General features: G+C 62.1%; 22 protein-coding genes and 1 pseudogene. 10 read left to right on the top strand and 13 right to left on the bottom strand.

Annotation, left to right across the window (positions count from 1 at the left end; genetic code table 11):
* Nucleotides 1-91: 91 nt before the first annotated feature.
* From A8V01_RS29285 to A8V01_RS15860, 6 genes are all read right to left on the bottom strand, one after another.
* On the bottom strand, nt 92-427 hold the full coding sequence (locus tag A8V01_RS29285) for an MFS transporter (protein WP_237235359.1): 336 nt from the start codon (nt 425-427) through the stop codon (nt 92-94).
* Nucleotides 428-455: 28 nt separating this feature from the next.
* Nucleotides 456-794, bottom strand: a complete 339-nt coding sequence (locus A8V01_RS29290; protein ID WP_017503244.1) for a hypothetical protein — start codon at nt 792-794, stop codon at nt 456-458.
* 124 nt (nt 795-918) lie between these two features.
* Entirely contained in the window at nt 919-1137 is a 219-nt protein-coding gene (locus A8V01_RS29295) for a hypothetical protein (protein ID WP_245892584.1), read from the bottom strand.
* The gene (locus A8V01_RS15850) at nt 1061-2284 is read right to left on the bottom strand and encodes a Dyp-type peroxidase (protein ID WP_245892586.1); all 1224 of its coding nucleotides are present in this window, start codon (nt 2282-2284) and stop codon (nt 1061-1063) included. The genes A8V01_RS29295 and A8V01_RS15850 overlap by 77 nt, the downstream gene beginning before the upstream one ends.
* A gap of 3 nt (nt 2285-2287) precedes the next feature.
* Nucleotides 2288-2899 (bottom strand): hypothetical protein, encoded by a 612-nt coding sequence (locus A8V01_RS15855; protein WP_017503242.1) that lies wholly within the window; start codon nt 2897-2899, stop codon nt 2288-2290.
* A 40-nt stretch (nt 2900-2939) separates the two neighbouring features.
* The gene (locus A8V01_RS15860) at nt 2940-3989 is read right to left on the bottom strand and encodes a catalase family protein (protein WP_245892588.1); all 1050 of its coding nucleotides are present in this window, start codon (nt 3987-3989) and stop codon (nt 2940-2942) included.
* A gap of 160 nt (nt 3990-4149) precedes the next feature.
* Here A8V01_RS15860 and A8V01_RS15865 point away from each other — a divergent pair, with 160 nt between their 5' ends.
* From A8V01_RS15865 to A8V01_RS15885, 5 genes are read left to right on the top strand one after another with little or no spacing between them, the layout of a single operon-like run.
* Complete coding sequence (locus A8V01_RS15865) at nt 4150-4764, top strand: TetR/AcrR family transcriptional regulator (RefSeq protein WP_103096775.1); 615 nt, start codon at nt 4150-4152, stop codon at nt 4762-4764.
* Nucleotides 4761-5258: an acyl-CoA thioesterase gene (locus A8V01_RS15870; RefSeq protein WP_004207018.1), complete on the top strand. Its 498-nt coding sequence runs from the start codon at nt 4761-4763 to the stop codon at nt 5256-5258. Before A8V01_RS15865 ends, A8V01_RS15870 begins: the two co-directional genes overlap by 4 nt.
* Nucleotides 5255-6118 (top strand): 3-hydroxyacyl-CoA dehydrogenase, encoded by an 864-nt coding sequence (locus A8V01_RS15875; RefSeq protein WP_004207023.1) that lies wholly within the window; start codon nt 5255-5257, stop codon nt 6116-6118. Before A8V01_RS15870 ends, A8V01_RS15875 begins: the two co-directional genes overlap by 4 nt.
* A gap of 27 nt (nt 6119-6145) precedes the next feature.
* Nucleotides 6146-7912, top strand: coding sequence for an oleate hydratase (locus A8V01_RS15880; protein WP_103096776.1), 1767 nt, complete (start codon nt 6146-6148; stop codon nt 7910-7912).
* Between the two features lie 41 nt (nt 7913-7953).
* Nucleotides 7954-10443: a heavy metal translocating P-type ATPase gene (locus tag A8V01_RS15885; RefSeq protein ID WP_039996361.1), complete on the top strand. Its 2490-nt coding sequence runs from the start codon at nt 7954-7956 to the stop codon at nt 10441-10443.
* Between the two features lie 126 nt (nt 10444-10569).
* Here A8V01_RS15885 and A8V01_RS15895 read toward each other — a convergent pair whose 3' ends face one another.
* Both A8V01_RS15895 and A8V01_RS15900 read right to left on the bottom strand, forming a co-directional pair.
* On the bottom strand, nt 10570-10824 hold the full coding sequence (locus tag A8V01_RS15895) for a hypothetical protein (RefSeq protein WP_004207027.1): 255 nt from the start codon (nt 10822-10824) through the stop codon (nt 10570-10572).
* Between the two features lie 60 nt (nt 10825-10884).
* Nucleotides 10885-11430 carry a hypothetical protein gene (locus tag A8V01_RS15900; protein WP_245892595.1) on the bottom strand — a complete coding sequence of 182 codons (546 nt, stop codon included), beginning with the start codon at nt 11428-11430 and terminating at the stop codon, nt 10885-10887.
* An 86-nt stretch (nt 11431-11516) separates the two neighbouring features.
* Here A8V01_RS15900 and A8V01_RS15905 point away from each other — a divergent pair, with 86 nt between their 5' ends.
* Genes A8V01_RS15905 through A8V01_RS15915 form a run of 3 tightly spaced genes read left to right on the top strand, consistent with a single transcriptional unit; the run spans nt 11517 to nt 13566 of the window.
* Nucleotides 11517-12155: a TetR/AcrR family transcriptional regulator gene (locus tag A8V01_RS15905; RefSeq protein WP_004207029.1), complete on the top strand. Its 639-nt coding sequence runs from the start codon at nt 11517-11519 to the stop codon at nt 12153-12155.
* A 13-nt stretch (nt 12156-12168) separates the two neighbouring features.
* Nucleotides 12169-12579 carry an organic hydroperoxide resistance protein gene (locus A8V01_RS15910; protein WP_025290610.1) on the top strand — a complete coding sequence of 137 codons (411 nt, stop codon included), beginning with the start codon at nt 12169-12171 and terminating at the stop codon, nt 12577-12579.
* Nucleotides 12580-12588: 9 nt separating this feature from the next.
* The gene (locus A8V01_RS15915) at nt 12589-13566 is read left to right on the top strand and encodes a zinc-binding dehydrogenase (protein WP_004207037.1); all 978 of its coding nucleotides are present in this window, start codon (nt 12589-12591) and stop codon (nt 13564-13566) included.
* Nucleotides 13567-13652: 86 nt separating this feature from the next.
* On the opposite strand, the gene A8V01_RS15920 is transcribed toward A8V01_RS15915, so the two are convergent.
* A complete protein-coding gene (locus A8V01_RS15920; protein WP_082733398.1) occupies nt 13653-14666 on the bottom strand; it encodes an NADP-dependent oxidoreductase in 1014 nt (337 codons plus the stop codon).
* Between the two features lie 37 nt (nt 14667-14703).
* Between A8V01_RS15920 and A8V01_RS15925 the strand changes: the two genes are divergently transcribed.
* The gene (locus A8V01_RS15925; protein ID WP_125989423.1) at nt 14704-15687 is read left to right on the top strand and encodes a LysR family transcriptional regulator; all 984 of its coding nucleotides are present in this window, start codon (nt 14704-14706) and stop codon (nt 15685-15687) included.
* Between the two features lie 23 nt (nt 15688-15710).
* Here the strand turns inward: A8V01_RS15925 and A8V01_RS29300 are convergent.
* The 3 genes and pseudogenes from A8V01_RS29300 to A8V01_RS15945 form a co-directional block, all read right to left on the bottom strand.
* Nucleotides 15711-16094: pseudogene (locus A8V01_RS29300) on the bottom strand (AAA family ATPase); the annotation flags it as partial.
* Between the two features lie 167 nt (nt 16095-16261).
* Complete coding sequence (locus A8V01_RS15940) at nt 16262-16981, bottom strand: haloacid dehalogenase type II (protein WP_103096777.1); 720 nt, start codon at nt 16979-16981, stop codon at nt 16262-16264.
* Complete coding sequence (locus A8V01_RS15945; protein ID WP_047099720.1) at nt 16978-17880, bottom strand: NAD(P)-dependent oxidoreductase; 903 nt, start codon at nt 17878-17880, stop codon at nt 16978-16980. The genes A8V01_RS15940 and A8V01_RS15945 overlap by 4 nt, the downstream gene beginning before the upstream one ends.
* 52 nt (nt 17881-17932) lie before the next feature.
* On the opposite strand from A8V01_RS15945, the gene A8V01_RS15950 reads away from it, so the two are divergent.
* Nucleotides 17933-18781: a LysR family transcriptional regulator gene (locus A8V01_RS15950; protein ID WP_245892597.1), complete on the top strand. Its 849-nt coding sequence runs from the start codon at nt 17933-17935 to the stop codon at nt 18779-18781.
* 750 nt (nt 18782-19531) lie between these two features.
* Here A8V01_RS15950 and A8V01_RS15955 read toward each other — a convergent pair.
* On the bottom strand, nt 19532-20329 hold the full coding sequence (locus A8V01_RS15955) for a DeoR/GlpR family DNA-binding transcription regulator (RefSeq protein WP_025290614.1): 798 nt from the start codon (nt 20327-20329) through the stop codon (nt 19532-19534).
* Nucleotides 20330-20347: the final 18 nt, after the last annotated feature.

Raw genomic sequence — 20347 nt, forward strand, 5'->3', positions numbered from 1 at the left:
GGCCGTGCCGAACGCCGCCAGTCCGACCCTATGGCCAAAACCCTTTCGGCCAGCCCAGCGCCGATCAACATCCCAACCGCCCATAGTGCCGTCAGCATTCCAAACGCGGTCGGCCCGCTCCCAGCGTCACCATCACGAGAAACACGAAAGCAACGTCGGCTATGGCGGTCGCAAACACTTCGAGGCTGAGCGCACCCGTAACCACCATCAACCGTCGATTGCGGAGCAGCGGCAGGTAGTCCGCGAACAGGGTCTCTTCCTCCTGATCGTCCCGTTGTGGCTTGCGGCGAAGCCTGCTCGCCATCACGACGAGGGCCAAAAGGGCATAACTGGCGGCATCGGCTAAAAGCGCATTGCGCGATCCGATCCATCCCACCAGTACGCCCCCAGCGACTGGACCAGCGAGCATTCCAAGGCTGCGAACCATTTCCATAAGGGAATTGGCGAGTGCGAGGTCATTCCAAGCCGCTCGCCAGCACTGGAATCAACGCGAATGTTGCGGCGCTGCTGATCGTGAACAGCACGCTCAACAGCGCGGCCCCGGCGAGCGTGAACATGGGATAATAGGCGATAAATGCTATCACGCCCGCTTGCAGAACTGACACCATGACCAGAATGCGGGCCGCCTCCCGGCGGTCGATCAAGCGGCCCGCCCAGGGTGCGGCGATCAGACCGGGTAGCAGCTCCGCGGTCAGCAGCGTCGGCACCGCATAGCCGGATGCGTTCTCGGCAGTGCGGAACATCAACGTCAGCAACGTGATTTCATCGCCGGTCGTCGAAATCGTAAGCGCCACAAGGACCAACCATCCCCAGCCTTGCCGAAACTCAACTCCCACTCACTTAACCTTCCGCACAGCCCCGCACTTTCCGGGTCACTCTGCACACTTCAAATCTCAACCGACAATCAGGTGAATAGCTTTAGCGTTGTTCTGCCAACCACTTAAGCGCCGATAGGCTTGGCATGAACAGATATTCGCCTCCCTTCATGACATTGAAGGTCTGCACACCGTCGATGCGCTTGCGCGCAGGCGCCTGCGGGATCGTGAACCGGCCGTCCTCCTCATGCAGACCAACGATTGGATCGCGCTCCTCGCCGAGGTCGACGAAATTGCCGCGGTTGATCCATTCCTGCTGCATGAACTCGATCGTGTCGTAAGCGCGCGCTTATGAAGATGAAGAAGAGGCCGCGATCGCCTTTGGCATCGTCTTTCGGCGCCACATCCTCGGAATAAACCGGCCCGAAGGTCGAGGAACGGCGGATGATGCGGTGAATGTTGACGTCGGTGAGCAGCGTCAACTCGGAGTCGCGGGGATTGAGCCGGCGCATATGGCAGCCAAGCGGCACAACGCGGCCTTTGGGGTCGTCCTTGAAATTGAAGTCGTTGTTGCGCTGCGGATCGGCGCCGAGGTCCGGGTCGTCATGATCCGGCGACAACGTCAGTGGAGCGCCTGACCGCCAGCGACCGAACATCTTGGCGGCTAATAGCTCGCGTTCCTCCGGCGTCTCGCCATGCGCCTTGAGGAAGGCGTTAAAACAGCCGACCCGGCTGTTGTACTTGCGCATAACGACGAAGGTGCCGTTCTTGCCCAGCCCGGCGGGCTCGGGCATGCCAAGCGGTTGGCCGTTCTCGCTTTCATATCCAAGAATGAACTCGCCCGCCTTGATCGGGCGCTCCTCGCCCGGCAGCGGATCGACGCCGCTACCCTCGACGGCGGGCTGGGAGATCGAATCCCGGAAACCGAACGGGTTTTTCGCGCCATCCGGCGCGCCGAAACGATGCTCGCCGAGCAGGGTCACGCCGCTGCTCCGGTCGAGTTCGGTGCGCGCCGTCGCCAGCGCCTTATCGAGCGCAGCATCATCCACGGCGTAGATAGTCAGCGCGAGATGGCAGTTGCCGGGCTTGAACACCTCTTCCCAGTTTTCCGGCGCGTTGGGCCCGAAGTCGCGAAGCTGCTCCGCGCGTGCGGCCATGCCCTGCTGGAAGGGGAGCGGGAATGTCTTGAGCTGCGCTTCGGGAACGCCGAGCGCCTTCAGCCCCTCGAAGCTGAGTGCGGCCCCGATCCAGAAATCAAGATCCTCGCTCCAGTTGTCGGCAGATGCGATATGGGGCGCGAGCCGGCCGAGAAGATCGCGCGCGCCCTCCGCCTCGTCGAAATGGAGCATGGCGTGGATACCGACATAAGGCTCGGGCCGGCTTCGCAGGATCAGCGCCTGAATGTCGTGCAGATCGAGCGTAACGCTGTCGCGCCGGAAGCGCTCTTTCAGTTTCTGAAGGATCGCCATGGCTCAGCCCACCTTGTCCAGGAATTCGTTGACGGCATGTTCCATCCGCTGAAGGCGGCGCACGTCGACGACGGTCACCTGCGGGTTGGCGACGAACCAGCCGGCAGCGGTGATCTGATGCTCGGCGATGAAATCCTTGACCTTGGGGCTTGCGATGCCAGGCCAACCTTCGACCGAAGCGAAAAGCAGGTCCATCAGGTCGGGGATCTTGGTGGCGAAGTCGTTGATATAGGTGTCCCAGTCGCCGTCATAGGCGGTGGCGAACAGGATTCGTGTGTCGTTGTCGAAGAACACGAACCGCATATTGTGGAGCGTGCCGACCTTCTGTGCGCCATCGAAATTGCCGTTCACCAGCCCGAAGATGCGTTTCAGCCGGTCCGCGCCGCCTGGCTTCAAGTTTGCGATGGCTGTGAGCTCGGAGACATTGCCGGACTGGGCGCCGACACGGCCAGCCGAGCCCGCCGTGCCCTTGAGGTCGGGATTGTGCTTCGTCACCATCTGCTCAAGGGCGAGCTTGGCGAGCTGCGGCGCGTCGCCGGCCACTTCCTCGATCCGCCGCCGGATGGCTTGAAGGCGGGTTTCGTCGATCTGCGGGGTGTCTTCGGTTTCGGCCATGGCTGGCCTCCTTTCGTGATTGCGTGTGACGATCGGTGCGTCAGTCCGGGATGGCGTCGATGTTTGTCGGCTCGACACGAGGCTGGGCGTTCATCTCATGGCGGTAGCGGGTGGATCGTTCATAGGCGGCGATGCGCACGCGCATGATCGAGCCGAGTGGCTGATGATCGCGGATACCGTGCCAGGGATTGAACGACAGCACATCATCGCCGTAGACGCGCCGCGCCGGCGAATAGGCCTCCTGTGGCGGGATGCGCAGGGTCGCGATCGGCTGGTGCGGCGAAAGGTCTTCCGGCCAGAGCACGGCGGCGTCCTCGACCGGCATCCTGTCGAGATCGGCACAGAGCTGAGCACGGAGCTGATACTCTGCGCCTTGCTCGCGGAAATGTTCAACCACCAGATCGCGCATGGTGGAATCCTCAACCGCGCCGACATCCTTGCCGGTCAGTGCACGGACGTTGTCGGAGAACGGCGCGGCACTGATCTTGGCGATATGGTCGCCGAAGCGGATCGCCGCCATCGAATGATAGGTTTCGCCCAGCAGATGGTTATTGTCGCGAGCGAGCCCGCGCAGCGTGGCGCCGGGCTCGACGCCGACCGCTTCGACTGCCGCCTCCACGCCGCGCGCGACCCCAGCCATCGCTCGCTGGAGAAAGGCCGGGTTCTGGGCATTCTGCTCCAGAAGGCCGATGAGCTGGCGATATTTACCGATCGTGCCGAAGCTCAAGGTCGGGATGTTGACGAGCAGGAAATCCTGGTTGTGGCCCTGGTCTTCGGGGAGAAGCCGCTCGCCATCGACACCGATCACCTTGATCGCCATGCCGCGTGGGGCGGGAATGGTATCGGAGTGGATGTCGCCCGGCGCCGAAGAGAGGCGGATCACCACGGAATAGGTGGCCGGGCGAGCGAAAAGCCCCTGGCGCAGATGCTCCGGCAGTTCCGGGACGACGAGTTCGCCCTTCAGGAACCCGTGGCTCTTGGCATGGGCGTCGCGCACCGCATGCCGATGGCGCTCGAACGCCTTGCGGTTGGTGCTCGCCATGATTTCGAGGATTTCGGCGGTGAGCCGCTCCTCGTCTTCGCCGAGCACTTCGACGCTGGTGGAGTAGGGGATATAGGTCTCAGCCAAGGGCGATCCTTCGAACCGGATTTTCGTTGCATTCGAGATATCAGGTGATATCTGGTTTTACGGTGAACGCCGACATGGGTGAAAGGTTTCCATGCCGTGCTGAATTGGAGGTCGATCGCTCATGCGCCTCACGCGAAAGGAAACGCAGCGCCAGACGCGGGATAAGCTGCTCGCCGCAGCACATTCGTCCATTGTGGAAGAAGGGGTGGCGGCCATGTCGATCCGCAACATCTGTAGTGCAGCGGGTCATTCGCAGGGGGCCTTCTATTCGAATTTTGCAAGCAAGGACGATCTGCTGGTCGAGATTCTGCAGGCTCATATCCAGGACGAGGTCGTGCTTCTGCGCGATCTGGTCGCCCACTGCTCCGGCGATGATATCGAGGCGACTCTGCAAGTGCTTGCGGCGCGGCTGGCTAAGCTGGCTGACGAACAGCATTGGTCGCTGCTTTCGATCGAATTGCAGCTTCATGCGCGGCGGGACCCCGCGTTCGCTGAACGGCATCGCGAAGGAAAGGCCGCCTGCCACCATTTGTTCGGAGAACTTGTGGCGGATCTGACGCGGCGCTTTGCGCTTCGGCCTGCCTTGCCGCCGCTGCAGACCGGGATCGGCCTCTATGCACTGTGGATGGGACTGGCGGTCGAGGGCGATGTCGAAGGCGCTATTCCCCGAGAGCAAATGCTTGTCGGCTTCTTTCGCGCGATGGCAGGCCTCGATGCGCCATCCACCCGGTCATGAGCCTTCCTGGCGAAGGACGCCGCAGGATCGGCTGCGATGCTTCAGGCGTGCCCTTGGCTGGAAAAGTGGACGAACGTCGGCGCTTCCATATCCGTTTCCAGGCAACCGAAGAAGACATCGATGAACTCGGCCATGTCAACAATGCGGTCTGGGTGACCTGGATTCAGGATGTGTCGGTGGCGCACTGGCTGACAGCCGCGCGTCCGAGGGATGCCGACACCTATGTTGCTATGGTGCTCAGGCACGAGGTCGATTACCGCGGCAATATCCGGGCGGGCGAAGAGACCTTTGCCATAACCTGGGTCGAAGGGAAGCCGCGCGGAGCGAGATACGCCCGGTGCGTCGAGTTCAAAGACAGTAACGGTCAGACGCTCGTCGCGGCCCTGTCGCAATGGGTGCTCATCGAGAAAGCTACCGGCAAGCTGGTTCGCGTGCCCGCCGAAGTCGCTGCGCCGTTTCTCTATGAAACCCGACGCAAGGAAGAGAATGAATGAGCGACATCCTGAAAGTGACGGTGCTAGGCACCGGTGTCCTCGGCAGCCAGATCGCCTTCCAGGCCGCCTATAGTGGCTTTGACGTTACCGCTTATGAGATCAGCGACGAAGCACTCGACCAGGCGAGGCATCGGTTCGAAACGCTTGTAGAAACCTACGTGAAAGAGGTGACGGGTGCGGCTGACGGCAAGGCAGCCGAAGCTTCGAGACGCATCACGCTCACCGCCGATCTTGGGGCTGCGGTTGCGAATGCCGATCTGGTCATCGAAGCGGTTCCGGAAGTGCTCGAGATCAAGCAGGCGCTCTACGAGAAACTGGCGGGGCTCGCGCCTGACAGAACGATCTTCGCCACCAATAGCTCGACTTTGCTGCCGAGCGACCTCAAAGCCTTCACCGGCCGCCCGGACCGTTTCCTGGCGCTGCACTTCGCCAACAGCATCTGGAAGTTCAACACTGCCGAGGTGATGGGTACGGACGACACCGATCCGGCCGTGTTCGATACCCTGATCGCCTTCTCCTCCGCGATCGGCATGGTGCCGATCCCGGTGCGCAAGGAAAAAGCGGGCTACGTCCTCAACTCCCTGCTGGTGCCGTTCCTGAACGCGGCCACCGATCTGGCTGCCGGCGGCTATGCCGAGCCGGAAGATGTCGACAAGGTCTGGCGGATCGCCACCGGCGCGCCGATGGGGCCGTTCCAGATCTACGACATCATCGGATTGAACACCCCCTACAACATCCTGTCGCACGGTGATGAGCACGCACAGTCGCTCGCCGCGTGGCTGAAGGAAAACTACATCGACAAGGGCAAGCTCGGCATCGCGTCGGGCGAAGGCTTCTACAGCTACAAGCCCGCCGACTGATCCCAACAAGAAAAACAGGAGTTTGCCATGCATTATAGCAGTGGAAACTATGAAGCCTTTGTCCGTCCACGCAAGCCGGAAGGCGCCGACAAAAAGACGGCGTGGTTCGTCGGCTCGGGCCTCGCGGGGCTCGCCGGCGCCGCCTTCCTGATCCGCGACGGCGGCGTTTCGGGCGACCGCATCACCATATTGGAAGAGCTGGAAATCCCCGGCGGCGCGCTCGATGGTCTGGACGTGCCCGAAAAGGGCTTCGTCATTCGCGGCGGCCGCGAGATGGAGGAGCATTTCGAGTGCCTGTGGGACCTCTATCGCTCGATCCCCTCGCTGGAGATCGAGGATGCCAGCGTGCTCGACGAATTCTACCGGCTCAACAAGGACGATCCGAACTTTTCGCTCCAGCGTACGACGCAGAACCAGGGCCAGGACGTGCCCGACAAAGCGCTGTTGACGCTCAACGACAAGGCCCAGAAGGACCTGCTCTCGGTCTTCCTCGCGACGCGCGAGGAGATGGAGAACAAGCGTATCAACGAGGTCTTCGGCGAAGACTTCCTCAAAAGCAATTTCTGGCTCTACTGGCGCACCATGTTCGCCTTCGAGGAATGGCATTCCGCGCTGGAGATGAAGCTCTACCTGCACCGCTTCATCCATCATATCGGCAGTCTCGCCGACTTCTCCTCGCTCAAGTTCAACCGCTACAACCAGTATGAATCGATGGTCCTGCCGCTGGTGAAGTGGCTGACCGATCACGGCGTCACGTTCCGCTACGGCGTCGAGGTCACCGATGTCGATTTCGACATCCAGCCCGGCCGCAAGCAAGCGACCCGCATTCACTGGAAAGAGCGCGGCGTCGAAGGCGGCGTCGATCTCGGGCCAGACGATCTCGTCTTCATCACGATCGGGTCGCTGACCGAGAACTCGGACAATGGCGACCACAAGACGCCAGCGAAACTGAACGAGGGACCGGCGCCGGCCTGGGACCTGTGGCGGCGGATAGCTGCCAAGGATCCGGCCTTCGGTCGCCCCGATGTATTCGGGGGCCATATCCCGGAAACGAAATGGGCCTCCGCGTCGATCACTGCCCTCGATGCCCGTATTCCGGCCTATGTCGAGAAGATCACGAAGCGGAACCCCTTCACCGGCAAGATCGTCTCAGCGGGTATCGTCACGGTGAAGGACTCGGCGTGGCTGCTGAGCTGGACGGTTCATCGCCAGCCGCATTTCAAGAAGCAGCCCAAGGACCAGATGATCGCCTGGTTCTATGCGCTCTTCGTCGACAAGCCAGGCGACTATGTGAAGAAGCCGATGCAGGAATGCACCGGCGAGGAGATCACCCAGGAATGGCTCTATCACCTCGGCGTGCCGGTCGAGGACATTCCCGAACTCGCAGCCTCCGGCGCCAGCACCGTGCCCACGATGATGCCCTATATCACCGCCTTCTTCATGCCGCGCCAGGCGGGTGACCGGCCGGACGTGGTGCCGGAGGGCGCGGTCAACTTCGCCTTCATCGGCCAGTTCGCGGAATCGAAGCAGCGGGACTGCATCTTCACCACGGAATATTCGGTGAGAACCCCGATGGAGGCCGTCTATACGCTGATGAATGTCGAGCGCGGTGTGCCGGAGGTCTTCAACTCGACCTATGACATCCGTACGCTGTTGGCGGCGATCGGTCCGCTGAGGGACGGCAAGGGTATCGACCTTCCCGGACCGGCCTTTCTGCGCAAGCTGCTGATGAAGAAGCTCGAAGGCACCGAGATCGCCAAGCTGCTCGAAGAGTTCCATCTGATCGAGGAGTGAAGGCAAACCAATAGGCCCGCGGGGCGTGCGAAAGGTGATGAATGGCCGACGACGATCAGAAGAGCGAACGCGCCGCCGAGGTGACTGGGGCGCACGGCCATCATCACCATCATGAGCCGGACGGCGAAACGCCGTCCGGTCACGTCGACCATGATCCGGTCTGCGGCATGGTGGTCGATCCCGCCAGGACCGCTCACAATGCTGAGTATGAAGGCGAGCGCTACGTCTTCTGCTCGGCCGGCTGCAAGGCGAAGTTCGACGCCGACCCCGTGCATTATGCGGCACTGGCAGCGCATGCTGCACATCACCATGAGGGTGCTGCCGCCCATGGCGATCATTCCCACCATAGCCACACGCATGGACCTGATACCCATGAGCATCACCACGTTGCGGCAGTAACGGCAACCGCAACGGAAGGGACGATCTGGACATGCCCGATGCATCCGGAAATCCGCCGGGATGCGCCGGGTAGTTGCCCGATCTGCGGCATGGCGCTGGAGCCGCTGATCGCGGCGGCGGATGCCGGATCAAGCCCCGAACTCGCCGATATGACCCGACGCTTCTGGATCGGCCTCGTGCTCGCCTTGCCCGTGTTCCTGCTGGAGATGGGCGGTCACCTGATCCCGGCGCTGCACCATTTGGTGCCGATGCGCATCTCGATCTGGATCCAGTTCGCGCTGGCGACGCCGGTGGTCCTGTGGGCCGGATGGCCGTTCTTCGAACGTGGCTGGGCGTCGATCGTCAACCGCAGCCTCAACATGTTCACGCTGATCGCGATGGGCACCGGGGTCGCCTGGGGCTACAGCATCGTCGCGACATTCGCGCCGCAGCTCTACCCGCAGGCTTTCCGAGGCGCCGATGGCACGGTCGCGGTCTACTATGAGGCCGCGGCCGTGATCACCGTGCTGGTGCTGCTCGGTCAGGTCATGGAACTGCGCGCCCGGGAGCAGACCTCCGGCGCAATCCGCGCGCTTCTCAATCTCGCGCCGAAAACCGCCCGGCGGATCGGGCGGAACGATGCTGAAGAGGATATTCCTGTCGAAGCCGTCGTCATCGGTGATCGGCTCAGGGTCCGGCCCGGTGAAACCGTGCCGGTTGACGGCGTGGTCGAGCAGGGTCGCTCATCGATCGATGAATCGATGGTGACCGGCGAATCCATGCCGGTGACGCGTGTAGTCGGCGAAGCGGTCGTAGGAGGTACGCTGAACCAGACCGGCGCGCTCGTCATCCGGGCTGAAAAAGTCGGGCGCGACACCATGCTCGCCCGCATTGTCCAGATGGTCGCGGATGCCCAGCGCTCGCGCGCGCCGATCCAGCGCATGGCTGATCAGGTGTCGGGCTGGTTCGTGCCGGTCGTCATCGCCGTCGCGCTGCTCGCCTTCGCGGCCTGGGGTGTATGGGGGCCGGAGCCGCGGCTGGCGCATGGCCTGATCGCGGCCGTTTCCGTGCTGATCATTGCCTGCCCCTGCGCGCTCGGGCTCGCGACGCCGATGTCGATCATGGTGGGTATCGGCAAGGGGGCGGCCGCCGGCGTTCTGATCAAGAACGCGGAGGCGCTCGAGCGGATGGAGAAGATCGATACTCTGGTGGTCGACAAAACCGGGACGCTTACGCAAGGAAAGCCGGCGGTGACCCGGATCGTCGTGGCCCCGCGATTTGTCGAGGAGACCATCCTGCGGCTTGCAGCCGGCGTGGAGAAGGCGTCCGAGCATCCGCTTGCGCGGGCGATCGTGGCGGCTGCCGACGAGCGAAAGATCACCATCCCCGATGTCGCCGACTTCGACTCGCCGACCGGCAAGGGGGCGATCGGTCGTGTCGAGGGCCGGCATGTGGTGCTCGGCAGCACCACCTTCCTCGCCGAACATGGGGTTGATACAGCGCCGCTCGCGGCACAGGCCGATGAGCTACGCCGCGACGGCGCAACCGCCATCTATATCGGCATCGATAAAGCCATCGGCGGCATCTTCGCCATCGCCGACACGATCAAGGCGACCACGCCTGAGGCACTGAAGGCCCTGCATGCGGAAGGCATCCGCATCGTCATGCTGACCGGTGACAATCGCACCACAGCCGAAGCCGTTGCGAGAAAGCTCGGCATCGATGAGGTCGAGGCCGATGTGCTGCCGGACCAGAAAGCCGCGGTCGTCGAGCGCCTGAAGGCGCAGGGCAAGGTGGTGGCGATGGCGGGTGACGGCGTAAATGACGCGCCGGCGCTTGCCGCCGCCGATGTTGGTATCGCCATGGGATCGGGGACCGACGTTGCGATCGAAAGTGCGGGCGTGACGCTGCTCAAGGGCGATCTCACCGGCATTGTCCGCGCGCGACGCCTGTCGCAGGCGACGATGGCCAACATCCGCCAGAACCTCGCCTTCGCGTTCATCTACAATGCGGCAGGCGTACCGATTGCGGCCGGTGCGCTCTATCCCACGTTTGGGCTGCTGCTGTCGCCGATCATCGCTGCTGCCGCGATGGCGCTGTCGTCCGTCAGCGTCATCGGCAATTCGCTGCGGCTCCGGACAGTGAAGGCATGACGGACCGAGGCCCCGACCTTGTGGCGGGGTCTTGCGTGGGGTCTTAGTCGGCGCGCCTGCCGTTGGGGCGGGACCAGATCAGCGAGAAGGTGTCTTCGCCCTCGTTGTCGAAGAGGTTGGCATAGATCAGAGCGCCGATCTTCTCATGATGCCCTCGGCTGTCAGGGCGTCCGCGATCTGACGGTCGAGTGATCCCACAGCATTGAGCGTTCGCACCATCTCCTCGATGCGTGCGAAGTGAGCCAGATCGTCATAGTTGGCGGTATTGCGGATGATCACATGCTCTGTTCGCGCGCCGGTCTGCCACAGGATCGCGAACCAGATACGGCCTTGCGCACGGCTCTTGTCGACCGTCACGCTGTCGATCACGAGCCGCATCATCTCTTTGCGTTCGTCGATGCCAGCCCGCTTCGAGAACGCGGGCAACAGGGTCGGCAATGGTCAGGATACGCGTTCGCGCGGCGGCGGCCAGGGCGTTAACCTGCTCGACATGCCACCGCGCGTAATCCTGTTAGACGCGTCGGCTTCGCGTATTTTCTCTTCCCACAACGTTTCCAGCGAACGTGCGACGAGCCGCTTTTCCGACTCCACGGCATCATATTGTCGGCGTGCACGCTCCGCTTCGTAATGCGCCTTCTCCCGATTCAGCGCCCATTGACGTTCCAGCAGCCGGTTTTCGCCGTTCATCTGTTCATGAGCCGCAAGCGCAAGGTCGATGCGATCGGGTTGCAGAGCTTCGATCAACAGCCGCTCGACCTCTGCATCAACCTGGTTTGCGCGCACATTCTGGCAGTGCCCGCTCTGCTCGCTATCGATGCAGTGATAGACGGGGGTCTTCTTATGGGCAGAGTGAGTGAAGACCCATGCGGTGTCCGCATATCCCGCAGACCACGATGCCTTGAAGCATCGCTGCGCCACGCAGGGCGCTCCGCGCCGGCCAGCGCTGAAGTTGCCGATATTGTCGGCGAGCCGCCCGACGTTGCTCATATATGCCTCCCATTGGCTATGCCGATGAGCCCGCGTAGGTGGTGACGCCATAGCCATATAGACGACTGGTCTATTATTCGTTATATATGCTGATCATGAATTTGACACCCAAAGCAGAAGCGACCCGGCAAAACATCCTCGACACGGGCTACAGCCTTGTGTTGAGCAAGGGCTTCTCCGCGCTCGGCCTTCAGGAAATCTTGAAGGTTTCCGGCGTGCCGAAGGGGTCTTTCTATCATTATTTCCCGTCCAAGGAGGCGTTCGGCTGCGCACTTCTTCGTGATTACGTGGACGGTTACGGCAAGAAACTGGACTCGCTGTTATCCGCGGAAGCCATAAGCGGTCGCGAGCGGTTGATGCGCTATTGGCGAGCGTGGCTCGATGATCCCGGGGAAGGTGATCAAGCCGGAGACGGCTGGGCCGAGGATTGCCTCGCCGTCAAACTGTCCGCCGAAGTCGCGGACCTGTCGGAGGCCATGCGGGCCGTTCTGAGCGATGGCGTCGCACGATTGCTGCAACGCATCGCCTCCATGATCGCCGAGGCGCGCGAGGACGGATCGCTTCCACCGGGGGCGGAGCCGTCCGCGCTGGCGCAGGTTCTCTACCAGATGTGGCTTGGCGCTGCGCTGCTCGCCAAACTCACCCGTTCTCGTGCGCCGATGCAACGGGCGATGATCGCCACCGAGCAGATTCTGGTCTGCACGCCGCAATCCAACCATCCGTGAAAGGAACCGAAGAATGAAAATTTTCTACAAGACCCGCGCAACGGCGACCGGTGGCCGTTCAGGCCACACGGCGCTCGACGACGGCAGCCTCGGCCTCGATCTCGCCATGCCGAACTCCGGCAAGCCGGGCGCCAACCCGGAGCAGCTGTTCGCGATGGGGTATGCAGCTTGTTTCGACAGTGCGCTCAACCATGTCGCCCAGCAGAAAAAGCTGGCGCTGATGGGTAGCAAAACGTCCGCGGAGGTCGGAATCGGGCAGACGCCTGAGGGCGGCTTCAAGCTGGACATCGACATTCATGTGGAAATCGCGGGTCTCGATGAGGCCGCCGCGCAGGAACTGGTCGAGGCGACGCATCGGGCCTGCCCCTATTCCAACGCCACACGCAACAACATCGACGTGCGCCTGCACGTCATCACGGTTTAAGGAGGCGTCATGCGTAGCGCCATTCACACCACATTCGGCGAACCGGCCGACGTTCTCGCTTTGGAAGAAAGCCCGGTTCCCGAACCCGGCCCGGGCCAGGTGCGGATCAAGACGATCCTTTCGCCGATCCACAATCACGATCTTTGGACCGTGCGCGGCAGCTACGGCTACAAGCCTGAACTGCCCGCTATTGGCGGTTCGGAAGCCGTCGGTACGGTCGATGCGCTCGGTGAAGGCGTGACCGGCATCACCATCGGTCAGCGCGTCTCGGTCGCCTCGGTTCATGGCTCATGGGCTGAATATTTCCTCGCGCCCGCTGCCGGGTTGGTCCCTGTCCCGGATTCGATCTCCGATGAGGCGGCGGCGCAGCTTATCGCCATGCCGTTCAGCGCGATCACTCTTCTGGACTTCCTCGAAGTGGCAAGTGGCGACTGGGTGATCCAGAACACCGCCAATGGCGCGGTCGGCAAAACGCTGGCAATGCTGGCGGCCGCGCGCGGTGTGCATATCGTCAATCTCGTGCGCCGCGATGCCGGCGTGGAAGAGCTGGCGGCTCTCGGCATCGCCAATGCCGTCTCGACTGCGACCGATGGTTGGCAGGATCGGGTGCGTGCGATCACCGGCGATGCGCCGATACGCGCGGCTGTGGATTCGATCGGCGGACAGGCCAGCGCTGAACTCCTGTCGCTTCTGGGTGAGGATGGGCTGCTGGTGTCCTTCGGCACCATGGCCGGAGAGCCGATGCAGATTTCCTCTGGCAATCTTATTTTCAAACAGGCCGTCGTGAAGGGCTTCTGGGGCTCCAAGGTGAGTGCCGCCATGCCCGCCGAAGCCAAGCGCCGGCTGCTTGGAGAACTTATCCGCCTCGTCGCCAGTGGCGAGCTGAAACTGCCGGCAGGGGCGGTATTCGGGCTGGATCAGGTCGCTGACGCCGTTCGCGCATCGCTGACAGCGGGCAAAGCAGGCAAGGTTCTTCTCAAGCCCTGAGCGACGAAGGAAAGACCGGCGATCGCCAACATCCTGATGTTCTCCAGCCATCAGCGTTGCCAAGGGCCAGACTATCCGTGGTTTGGTCAGGCGACGGAGAGGACGATCTTGCCCTGGATATTGCCACGGGCGGCGCGTTCGTGGGCACGGGCGGCGTCGGCGAGCGGGAAGATGCTGTCGACGACGATGCGGATGGTGCCGTCGTCAAGCAGGCGGGCCGCCTCGGCCAGTTGCGCGCCACTCGAACGGACCTGTGTCGTCGAGACGGTAATGCCCAGCGTCTCGGCTTCGGCATGTCCGGTGAAGCCCAGCGGATAGACCGGGTATAGAGAACCGCCACGCTTCAGGGTGCGGAAGAAGCGGCCGGTATCCGGTCCGCCCACGGCGTCGAGCACGACGTCCACGTCGCGCACGATCTCGTCGGCCGCCGTCCTGGTGTAATCGATGAACTGATCGGCGCCGAGCTCGCGCATCAGCGCCTCGTTCCTGCCCGACGCGACCGCGATGACGCGCGCGCCCTTCCACTTCGCCAGTTGCACGGCGAGGTGCCCGACACCGCCGCCGGCGCCGTTGACAAGGACCGTTCGGCCTTCGAGCTGCGCGTGTGCATGGGTAAATGACTGGAACGGGTTGGGTTCGTCATGACCCAGATCGATCAGGAACTGCCAGGCCGTCAGCAGCGACATGGGCGCAGCCGCCGCGTGAACATGGTCGATGCCCGGTTTGCGCGCGAGGTCCGATGCCGGCACGCTGACATATTCGGCATAGGCCTTGCTGCCTTCCATGACGTTTTGCGGGAAACGGACCATCGCGTAGACCTCGTCGCCGACGCTAAATCCCTCCACGCCATCGTCGAGCGCGGCGACGACGCCGGACACGTCCGATCCGAGGATCAGCGGAAAGGCGGGATGCGGTTGCCACTCGGGGGGAAGCGAGCGGTAGCCGTCACGGAGATACCAGTCCGGCGGATTGAGGCCGACCGCGTGGACGCGGACCAGTACCTCACCAGCCGCCAAGGTGGGGCGGGGCGCATCCTCGTAGCGGAGCACGTCCGGGCCGCCGAACGCGTGCAGGCGAACCGCCTTCATTGTCTCGCTCATCATTGCCTCCTTCGGAAACTTCTAAACTGAAGGAGATGTGGCGACGCGCATTAAGATTGATAATATTGGTAGAAATCGTTTTAGTATTTCCATGAAGGAACAAATAGCATTTGAGCGCCTCACGGGGTTGATCGCCTTCGCCCGTGTCGGGTCGCTGGGCAGCTTCACGGCCGCCGCCCGGTCGCTGTCGATTTCGCCATCGGCGGTCAGCAAGAGCGTCCAGCGTCTCGAGCAGACGCTTGGGGTGCCGCTTATCACGCGCACCACCCGTTCGTTGGCTCTGACGCCCGAGGGCCGGGATTTGCATGAACGGGCGCTCCTGCTTCTTCGCGACGCGGAGGAGATCGAGCAGATGGCGATCACGGCGCGCTCGGAGCCGGCTGGCACGCTGAGGATCGCCGCCTCGCTGCCGATCGGCATCCATGTGCTTGCTCCGAAGCTGCCCGCATTCCGGGAGCGCCACCCCCAGGTGATGGTCGAGCTTCGCCTGAACGACCAGTTCGTCGACCTCGTCGAGGCCGGGATCGATATCGCGGTACGGATCGGCGATCTCGCGGACACGCGGCTCCTGGCGCGCCGGCTCGCGCCGCATCGCTTTTGCTGCTTTGCATCGCCCTCCTATCTGGCATCCCGGGGCAGGCCGTCCCATCCGGACGAACTGGTTGGCCACGATACGGTGAACCTGCGCTACCAAAGCAGCGGCCAGGTGTTGCGCTGGCCTTTCCGCGTCGGGGATCGCGAGGTCGAGATCGTGCCGTCGTCGGGTATCGTCATGGACGCCAGCGAGGCGCTGATGGCGGCGCTGGCCGCCGGTGGTGGTGTCGGCATCAGCGCGGACTTCGTCGCGGCGCCTTACGTGGCGCGCGGCGAGCTGGTGCCGGTTCTGTCGGAATTCGCTGTCGAGCGGCACAATATCACGGCCGTCTGGCCGGAGAGCCGTCGCACCAATCCGGCGGTGCGCGCTTTCCTGGCCCATCTGCAGGGCACCATGCCACGATCAAAGAATATCCACCCCTCATGATCTTCGGCCGCGATGTGATCTGCCATCGCCATCTCGGTGGCGCGGCGCAGGAAAGCCGCCGGATCGGCCCAAGGTAACGCGCTGCCACCGGAGGCCAGTTCTTCGGCTATGATGCGACGGCCACGTTCCTCGACGATTGTACGGCCGCGCGCGCTCAACTCAGCCAGAAGAGTCGATTTCCCGCCGCTTGAGCAGCCCGAAATTGCCACAAGGCCTTTGTTCAACAAGCACCATCCTTTCGTGCCACGTCGGTGGCTGCGAGACGGGCTTCCAACCGCTTCCTGGCCGAAAGTCGCGACCACCGTTTCGATAGACAGAAACAGGGTGCGGCTGTCCTGCGGATAATCGATGAGTTCGGCGCAGCGCAAATAGAAACGACGTGCAGCGTTGTCCTTCGCGTGGACCATCACCGCGCCGAAGCCGATAATCCGGGACGGCGATGCGATCCGCCTCAGCGCATCCGACAGCACGTTCTCCCCAAGCCCCTGGCCGGCGTGATCGAAGCTTACCGCCAGCCGTCCCAACGGGAGCACATTATGCGGCACACGGGGATGCTTCTCTTGATATGCCAGCGTTACGTGTCCAAAACATCAGCAAAGGCTTCCAGATCCTTGGCAACGAAGTCCCAATCCTGCTCGGCAGAAAGATCGCTCGTTTGTTTGGGGCCGTGTTCGGTAATGCGGGGCACGCAAGCAGTCCTGAAGCCGCAATTCCTCGCGGCGAGAAGATCGCTGTTGTGCGCGGCCACCAGACAGACCTCGTCAGGACGCATTCCCAGTATCTCCGCGGTCCTCAGATAGGCTTCAGGGGTCGGCTGATAGGCGCGAGCGACTTCGGCACCCAGGATGGCGTCCCATGGCAGGTTTGACCGCCTGGCAATGTCGATCATCAGGCTGATGTTGCCGTTTGAAAGCGGAGCTATGATGAAACCGGACTTCAGCCGCCGAAGACCGGAAACGACGTCGGGCCAGGGGTCGAGCTTGTGCCAGGCCATGTTCAACGCGTCAATTTCCGAGGACGGGATCGTCTCTGGATCGAGCCCGACATCCAACAACGTCAATTCCAGATTCTCCCGATGCAGAACGTCCAGCCGGGTAAAAGGCCGGCGGCCACTGCGCACTTCCTCCATCGACGGGGAATAACGGCGGCGCCAGGCATCGGCGAACTCTGCCGGATCGCAAGCTACTTCGTATCGGCGGAGGAATGGCGCCACTTCACGCGCAACGCCGCCGCGCCAATCGACAAGGGTGCCAAAAACATCGAACACGAGGGCTCGCACGCCTTTCAGGATCATGGCGCCAAATCTCCGCTGTCAGTCTGAGACAATACCCGGTCGAGAGCAGCGATGAGCGTCCTGTCCGCGTCCTTCGCTATGCTCGCGAAGATTTGGGAGGCTGCATCGAAAATGCCGGAGGCCGGATCGTTTTCTCCCAGGAAAGCGGTGATCTCGCGCATTTCCGGAACCCATCGGTAGGCTTTGCCATACATGTCCGGAATAGCATGCATCAACTGGCCCCGGAGGTTGGGGAGGCTTTCACTCATTTGCTGCGACAGGGCCTGTGCGCAGCCGGCGCGCTCCGAAGCCAGAAACATCGCGGTCCCCAAAGCAACAAGTCCTTTGTTGATCCCGGCGTAGACCATCTTCAATGCCGATGCTGCACCCACCGGACCATCGATCTGGCGCAGCTTCAGGCCAAAGCTGGCGAGGACATCGGCACGACCGTCCGGGTCGCCGCTGATGTAGAATGTCGGGCCGTCCCGGCCCTGTTGCGGAGGAAGGCCGATGATCGCTCCATCCAGCACATCGCAGCCCGTTCCGGACAGTGCCGCCGACACGTCTTGCATGGTAGCCGGATTGATCGCGTTGAAATCGATGAACGCCGGTTTCGTCGGGCTCTGGCGCAGCACGGGTGCCAGCATTTGCGCCAGACCGATCGCCGCGTCCGGCGGAACGATCGACAGGATGAGGTCGCAGCCGGGCAGATCGGACAGGTCGGCGGCGATCATGCCTGCATCGCGTGCGCGCAACGTGCTCCGCTCACTGCGGCTGTCGATGACGGTCAGAACCTGCGCGCCTCTGCCGACAAGTTCGCGTGCGACAGCACTTCCCATCGCTCCCGGCGCGATGACGGCGAGACGCGTTGTCATCTGGTCTCCCTTCAGGTTGCCATCGTTGTGCTTTGAACTGTACATTCATCAAACGAGATTGTTTATGATATCTGCGATCTCGAATCTGGATGACAAAATGAACACGCTCGATCTCGATGCGGTGAAAATCTTCCTGATGATCGTCGAATTGCGCAGCTTCACCAAGGCAGCGGCGGCAATGGATCTGGCGCAGTCGGCGGTCAGCACAAAGCTCCGGAAACTGGAAACGGAACTCGGCCACCAACTGGTCGAGCGTACCCCGCGTTCCGTGCAGCTATCGGCAGCCGGTGCAATGTTTCTCCAGCCTGCCCGCGACCTGATCACTGCCCATGATCTGGCCCTGAGCTCCTTCGGCAGCCGACAAAGAAGGCTCTCCATTGGCTTCAGCAATCATATCTTCGGTCCGCAGATCCCGGCGATGCTTTCCCGCCTGCATTCTCAGGATCCCGGCCTCGTTCTGGAAATGAAAGTCGGTACGACCCGTGAAATCATGGAAGCAATGGATTGTGGTTCGATCGGTGCGGCCTTCGTGCTCCCGCTCGATGAAACGAGACGCGGGGGAGAGGTCGTCGGACAACAGGCGTTCGGCTGGATGGCAGCACCGGGATGGACATGGGACCGTTCGACGTCCTTACCCATCGTCGTTCAGCCTAGCCCCTGCGCCGTCCGGGCGATGACAATCCGTGCGCTTGAGGATGCATCTATTCCATGGATGGAAGCCTTCGTCGGCGGCGGGGTTGCGACGATTGCGGCTGCCGCCGCCGCGGGGCTGGCTGTTGCCGCCCTTGGGCGGCAGGTCGCACCAGCGGACGTGATCGACATGGGGGCGGCGCTGCACCTGCCACCATTGCCTGCTCAGGATATCCTTCTGTATTCCAGCTTGTCTGACGGAGCTTCGAGAAAGTCGCTGCGTCTGATCGGCGCTATGTTCGGCTCGGTCCTGTGACGCGGCACAGAGGAAAAGTCGCCTGACGTCATAAAGATCAGCGATTTCACACCGTTTCCCCTCAGCTTTGGATCAGGAAGGGGAGGGGAAATCGCTGGTCGACTGCGTATCCGACGCAAACAAGGTCGAGCAGTGTCAAGGCTGCGCCATGCGAATTGTCCTGCCCCGATCGGGAGCAACGAGGCCTCCGCGCTCCATGAAGGTTGCAAAGCGCCCCGTGTCGCGCTCGCTCGTCGGCTCGCGGTCATCATGCATGCCATGCTGCGCGATGGCACTTTGTTCCAGGCGTGAGGTAGGATAGAACCAGTTTGCCAGCGGTGCAGCGTCAAAGCTGATCCGAGGGCGGTGTCCGCAGAGGGAACGCAGGGACGAACGATCTGCGAAGGCAGTCAGTTGTTTCAAAGCCCGCACCGAGTCAATGCAACGTTCGCCTCTGTGAGACCCGATACAGCACGACCAAGCTCCAGTTCGGCCAGATCCATGAGAACCTTAAACGATCGGCACCGCCTAGCAACTGCAATTACAGATCCTGACCCTGAAGCGCGGGGGCGTCGCGGCGCTCGATTGCATGCATGCCACGAAAGACTATGGGCAGGGCATTGGTCATCGGCTAGATCGGGGCTGATCCGTTGCTCCTGAAAGATAGCGCAGTCCCTCTGAAGGTCATCACCAAAGCAGCCCCAGGAGGCTGTTCGCCCACTTGACGTATTGCCATGCAACCAAGTGTACCCGCGCTATCGCTTGGGAAGGTCAGCAAGTAATGCTGGTCTCGATCAGACTGACGCCATGACGTTCGCATGTGGAACGGAGATTCGGATCGTCGATCCGATCAGTGACGAAGAAATCGATCACATCCATTCCACACACGCGCACTGGAGCCGAGCGCCCCACCTTGCTGGAATCAGCTACAAGGATCACCTTGCGCGCGTTACGGATGATCGTCTGCGAGACTTCCACTTCATCGATCGCGAAATCGAGCAGACTTCCGTCAATATCGATCGCCGAGATGCCGATGAGCGCATAGTCGACGCGAAAATTTTCGATGAAGCGCATTGCGAGCGCTCCCACCACGGCACGATCGCCGGTGCGCACCTTGCCGCCTACGCAGACAAGTTCCATCGCCTGATGATCTGAAAGGGTGTCAACGACGTTGAGATTGTTCGAGACCACCATGAGGTTGCGATGATGCACAAAATTTGCAGCCACAGCCTCGGTTGTGGTGCCGATATTCACGAACAGGGAAGCGCCATTGGGGATCAGCGCGGCAGCTGCTGCCCCAATACGAGCCTTCGCATTCGATGCGACAGTCCGACGTGCGTCATAGGCCAGGTTGTCAACGCCGGAGGTCACCAGCGCTCCGCCATGAATGCGTGAAAGCAGCGACTGTCCGGCTAGCACGTTCAGGTCCTTGCGGATCGTTTGCGGTGTTACGCCAAGCCGCTCGGCTAGATCTTCAACGGCAACGCTGCCAGCGCTGCGGGCTATCTCCAGGATATGCTCTCGACGTGCTACGACGACATCGCCTTCAGCCGCGGTTCCTCGCTCCATTGCTCCTGCTTCCTGTTT

This window comes from Novosphingobium guangzhouense (genome assembly GCF_002896965.1).
Classification (GTDB): Bacteria; Pseudomonadota; Alphaproteobacteria; order Sphingomonadales; family Sphingomonadaceae; genus Novosphingobium; species Novosphingobium guangzhouense.

Bases quoted from the DNA above. Each gene is read 5' to 3' on its own strand.
- A8V01_RS15955 (WP_025290614.1), bottom strand. From the start codon at position 20,329: ATGGAGCGAGGAACCGCGGCTGAAGGCGATGTCGTCGTAGCACGTCGA.
- A8V01_RS15870 (WP_004207018.1), top strand. From the start codon at position 4,761: ATGAGCCTTCCTGGCGAAGGACGCCGCAGGATCGGCTGCGATGCTTCA.
- A8V01_RS15915 (WP_004207037.1), top strand. From the start codon at position 12,589: ATGCGTAGCGCCATTCACACCACATTCGGCGAACCGGCCGACGTTCTC.
- A8V01_RS15880 (WP_103096776.1), top strand. From the start codon at position 6,146: ATGCATTATAGCAGTGGAAACTATGAAGCCTTTGTCCGTCCACGCAAG.
- A8V01_RS15940 (WP_103096777.1), bottom strand. From the start codon at position 16,981: ATGATCCTGAAAGGCGTGCGAGCCCTCGTGTTCGATGTTTTTGGCACC.
- A8V01_RS29285 (WP_237235359.1), bottom strand. From the start codon at position 427: ATGGTTCGCAGCCTTGGAATGCTCGCTGGTCCAGTCGCTGGGGGCGTA.
- A8V01_RS15900 (WP_245892595.1), bottom strand. From the start codon at position 11,430: ATGAGCAACGTCGGGCGGCTCGCCGACAATATCGGCAACTTCAGCGCT.
- A8V01_RS15895 (WP_004207027.1), bottom strand. From the start codon at position 10,824: ATGATGCGGCTCGTGATCGACAGCGTGACGGTCGACAAGAGCCGTGCG.
- A8V01_RS15855 (WP_017503242.1), bottom strand. From the start codon at position 2,899: ATGGCCGAAACCGAAGACACCCCGCAGATCGACGAAACCCGCCTTCAA.
- A8V01_RS15950 (WP_245892597.1), top strand. From the start codon at position 17,933: ATGAACACGCTCGATCTCGATGCGGTGAAAATCTTCCTGATGATCGTC.
- A8V01_RS15905 (WP_004207029.1), top strand. From the start codon at position 11,517: ATGCTGATCATGAATTTGACACCCAAAGCAGAAGCGACCCGGCAAAAC.
- A8V01_RS15920 (WP_082733398.1), bottom strand. From the start codon at position 14,666: ATGAGCGAGACAATGAAGGCGGTTCGCCTGCACGCGTTCGGCGGCCCG.
- A8V01_RS29295 (WP_245892584.1), bottom strand. From the start codon at position 1,137: ATGCAGCAGGAATGGATCAACCGCGGCAATTTCGTCGACCTCGGCGAG.
- A8V01_RS15910 (WP_025290610.1), top strand. From the start codon at position 12,169: ATGAAAATTTTCTACAAGACCCGCGCAACGGCGACCGGTGGCCGTTCA.
- A8V01_RS15945 (WP_047099720.1), bottom strand. From the start codon at position 17,880: ATGTACAGTTCAAAGCACAACGATGGCAACCTGAAGGGAGACCAGATG.
- A8V01_RS15885 (WP_039996361.1), top strand. From the start codon at position 7,954: ATGGCCGACGACGATCAGAAGAGCGAACGCGCCGCCGAGGTGACTGGG.
- A8V01_RS15850 (WP_245892586.1), bottom strand. From the start codon at position 2,284: ATGGCGATCCTTCAGAAACTGAAAGAGCGCTTCCGGCGCGACAGCGTT.
- A8V01_RS15875 (WP_004207023.1), top strand. From the start codon at position 5,255: ATGAGCGACATCCTGAAAGTGACGGTGCTAGGCACCGGTGTCCTCGGC.
- A8V01_RS15865 (WP_103096775.1), top strand. From the start codon at position 4,150: ATGCGCCTCACGCGAAAGGAAACGCAGCGCCAGACGCGGGATAAGCTG.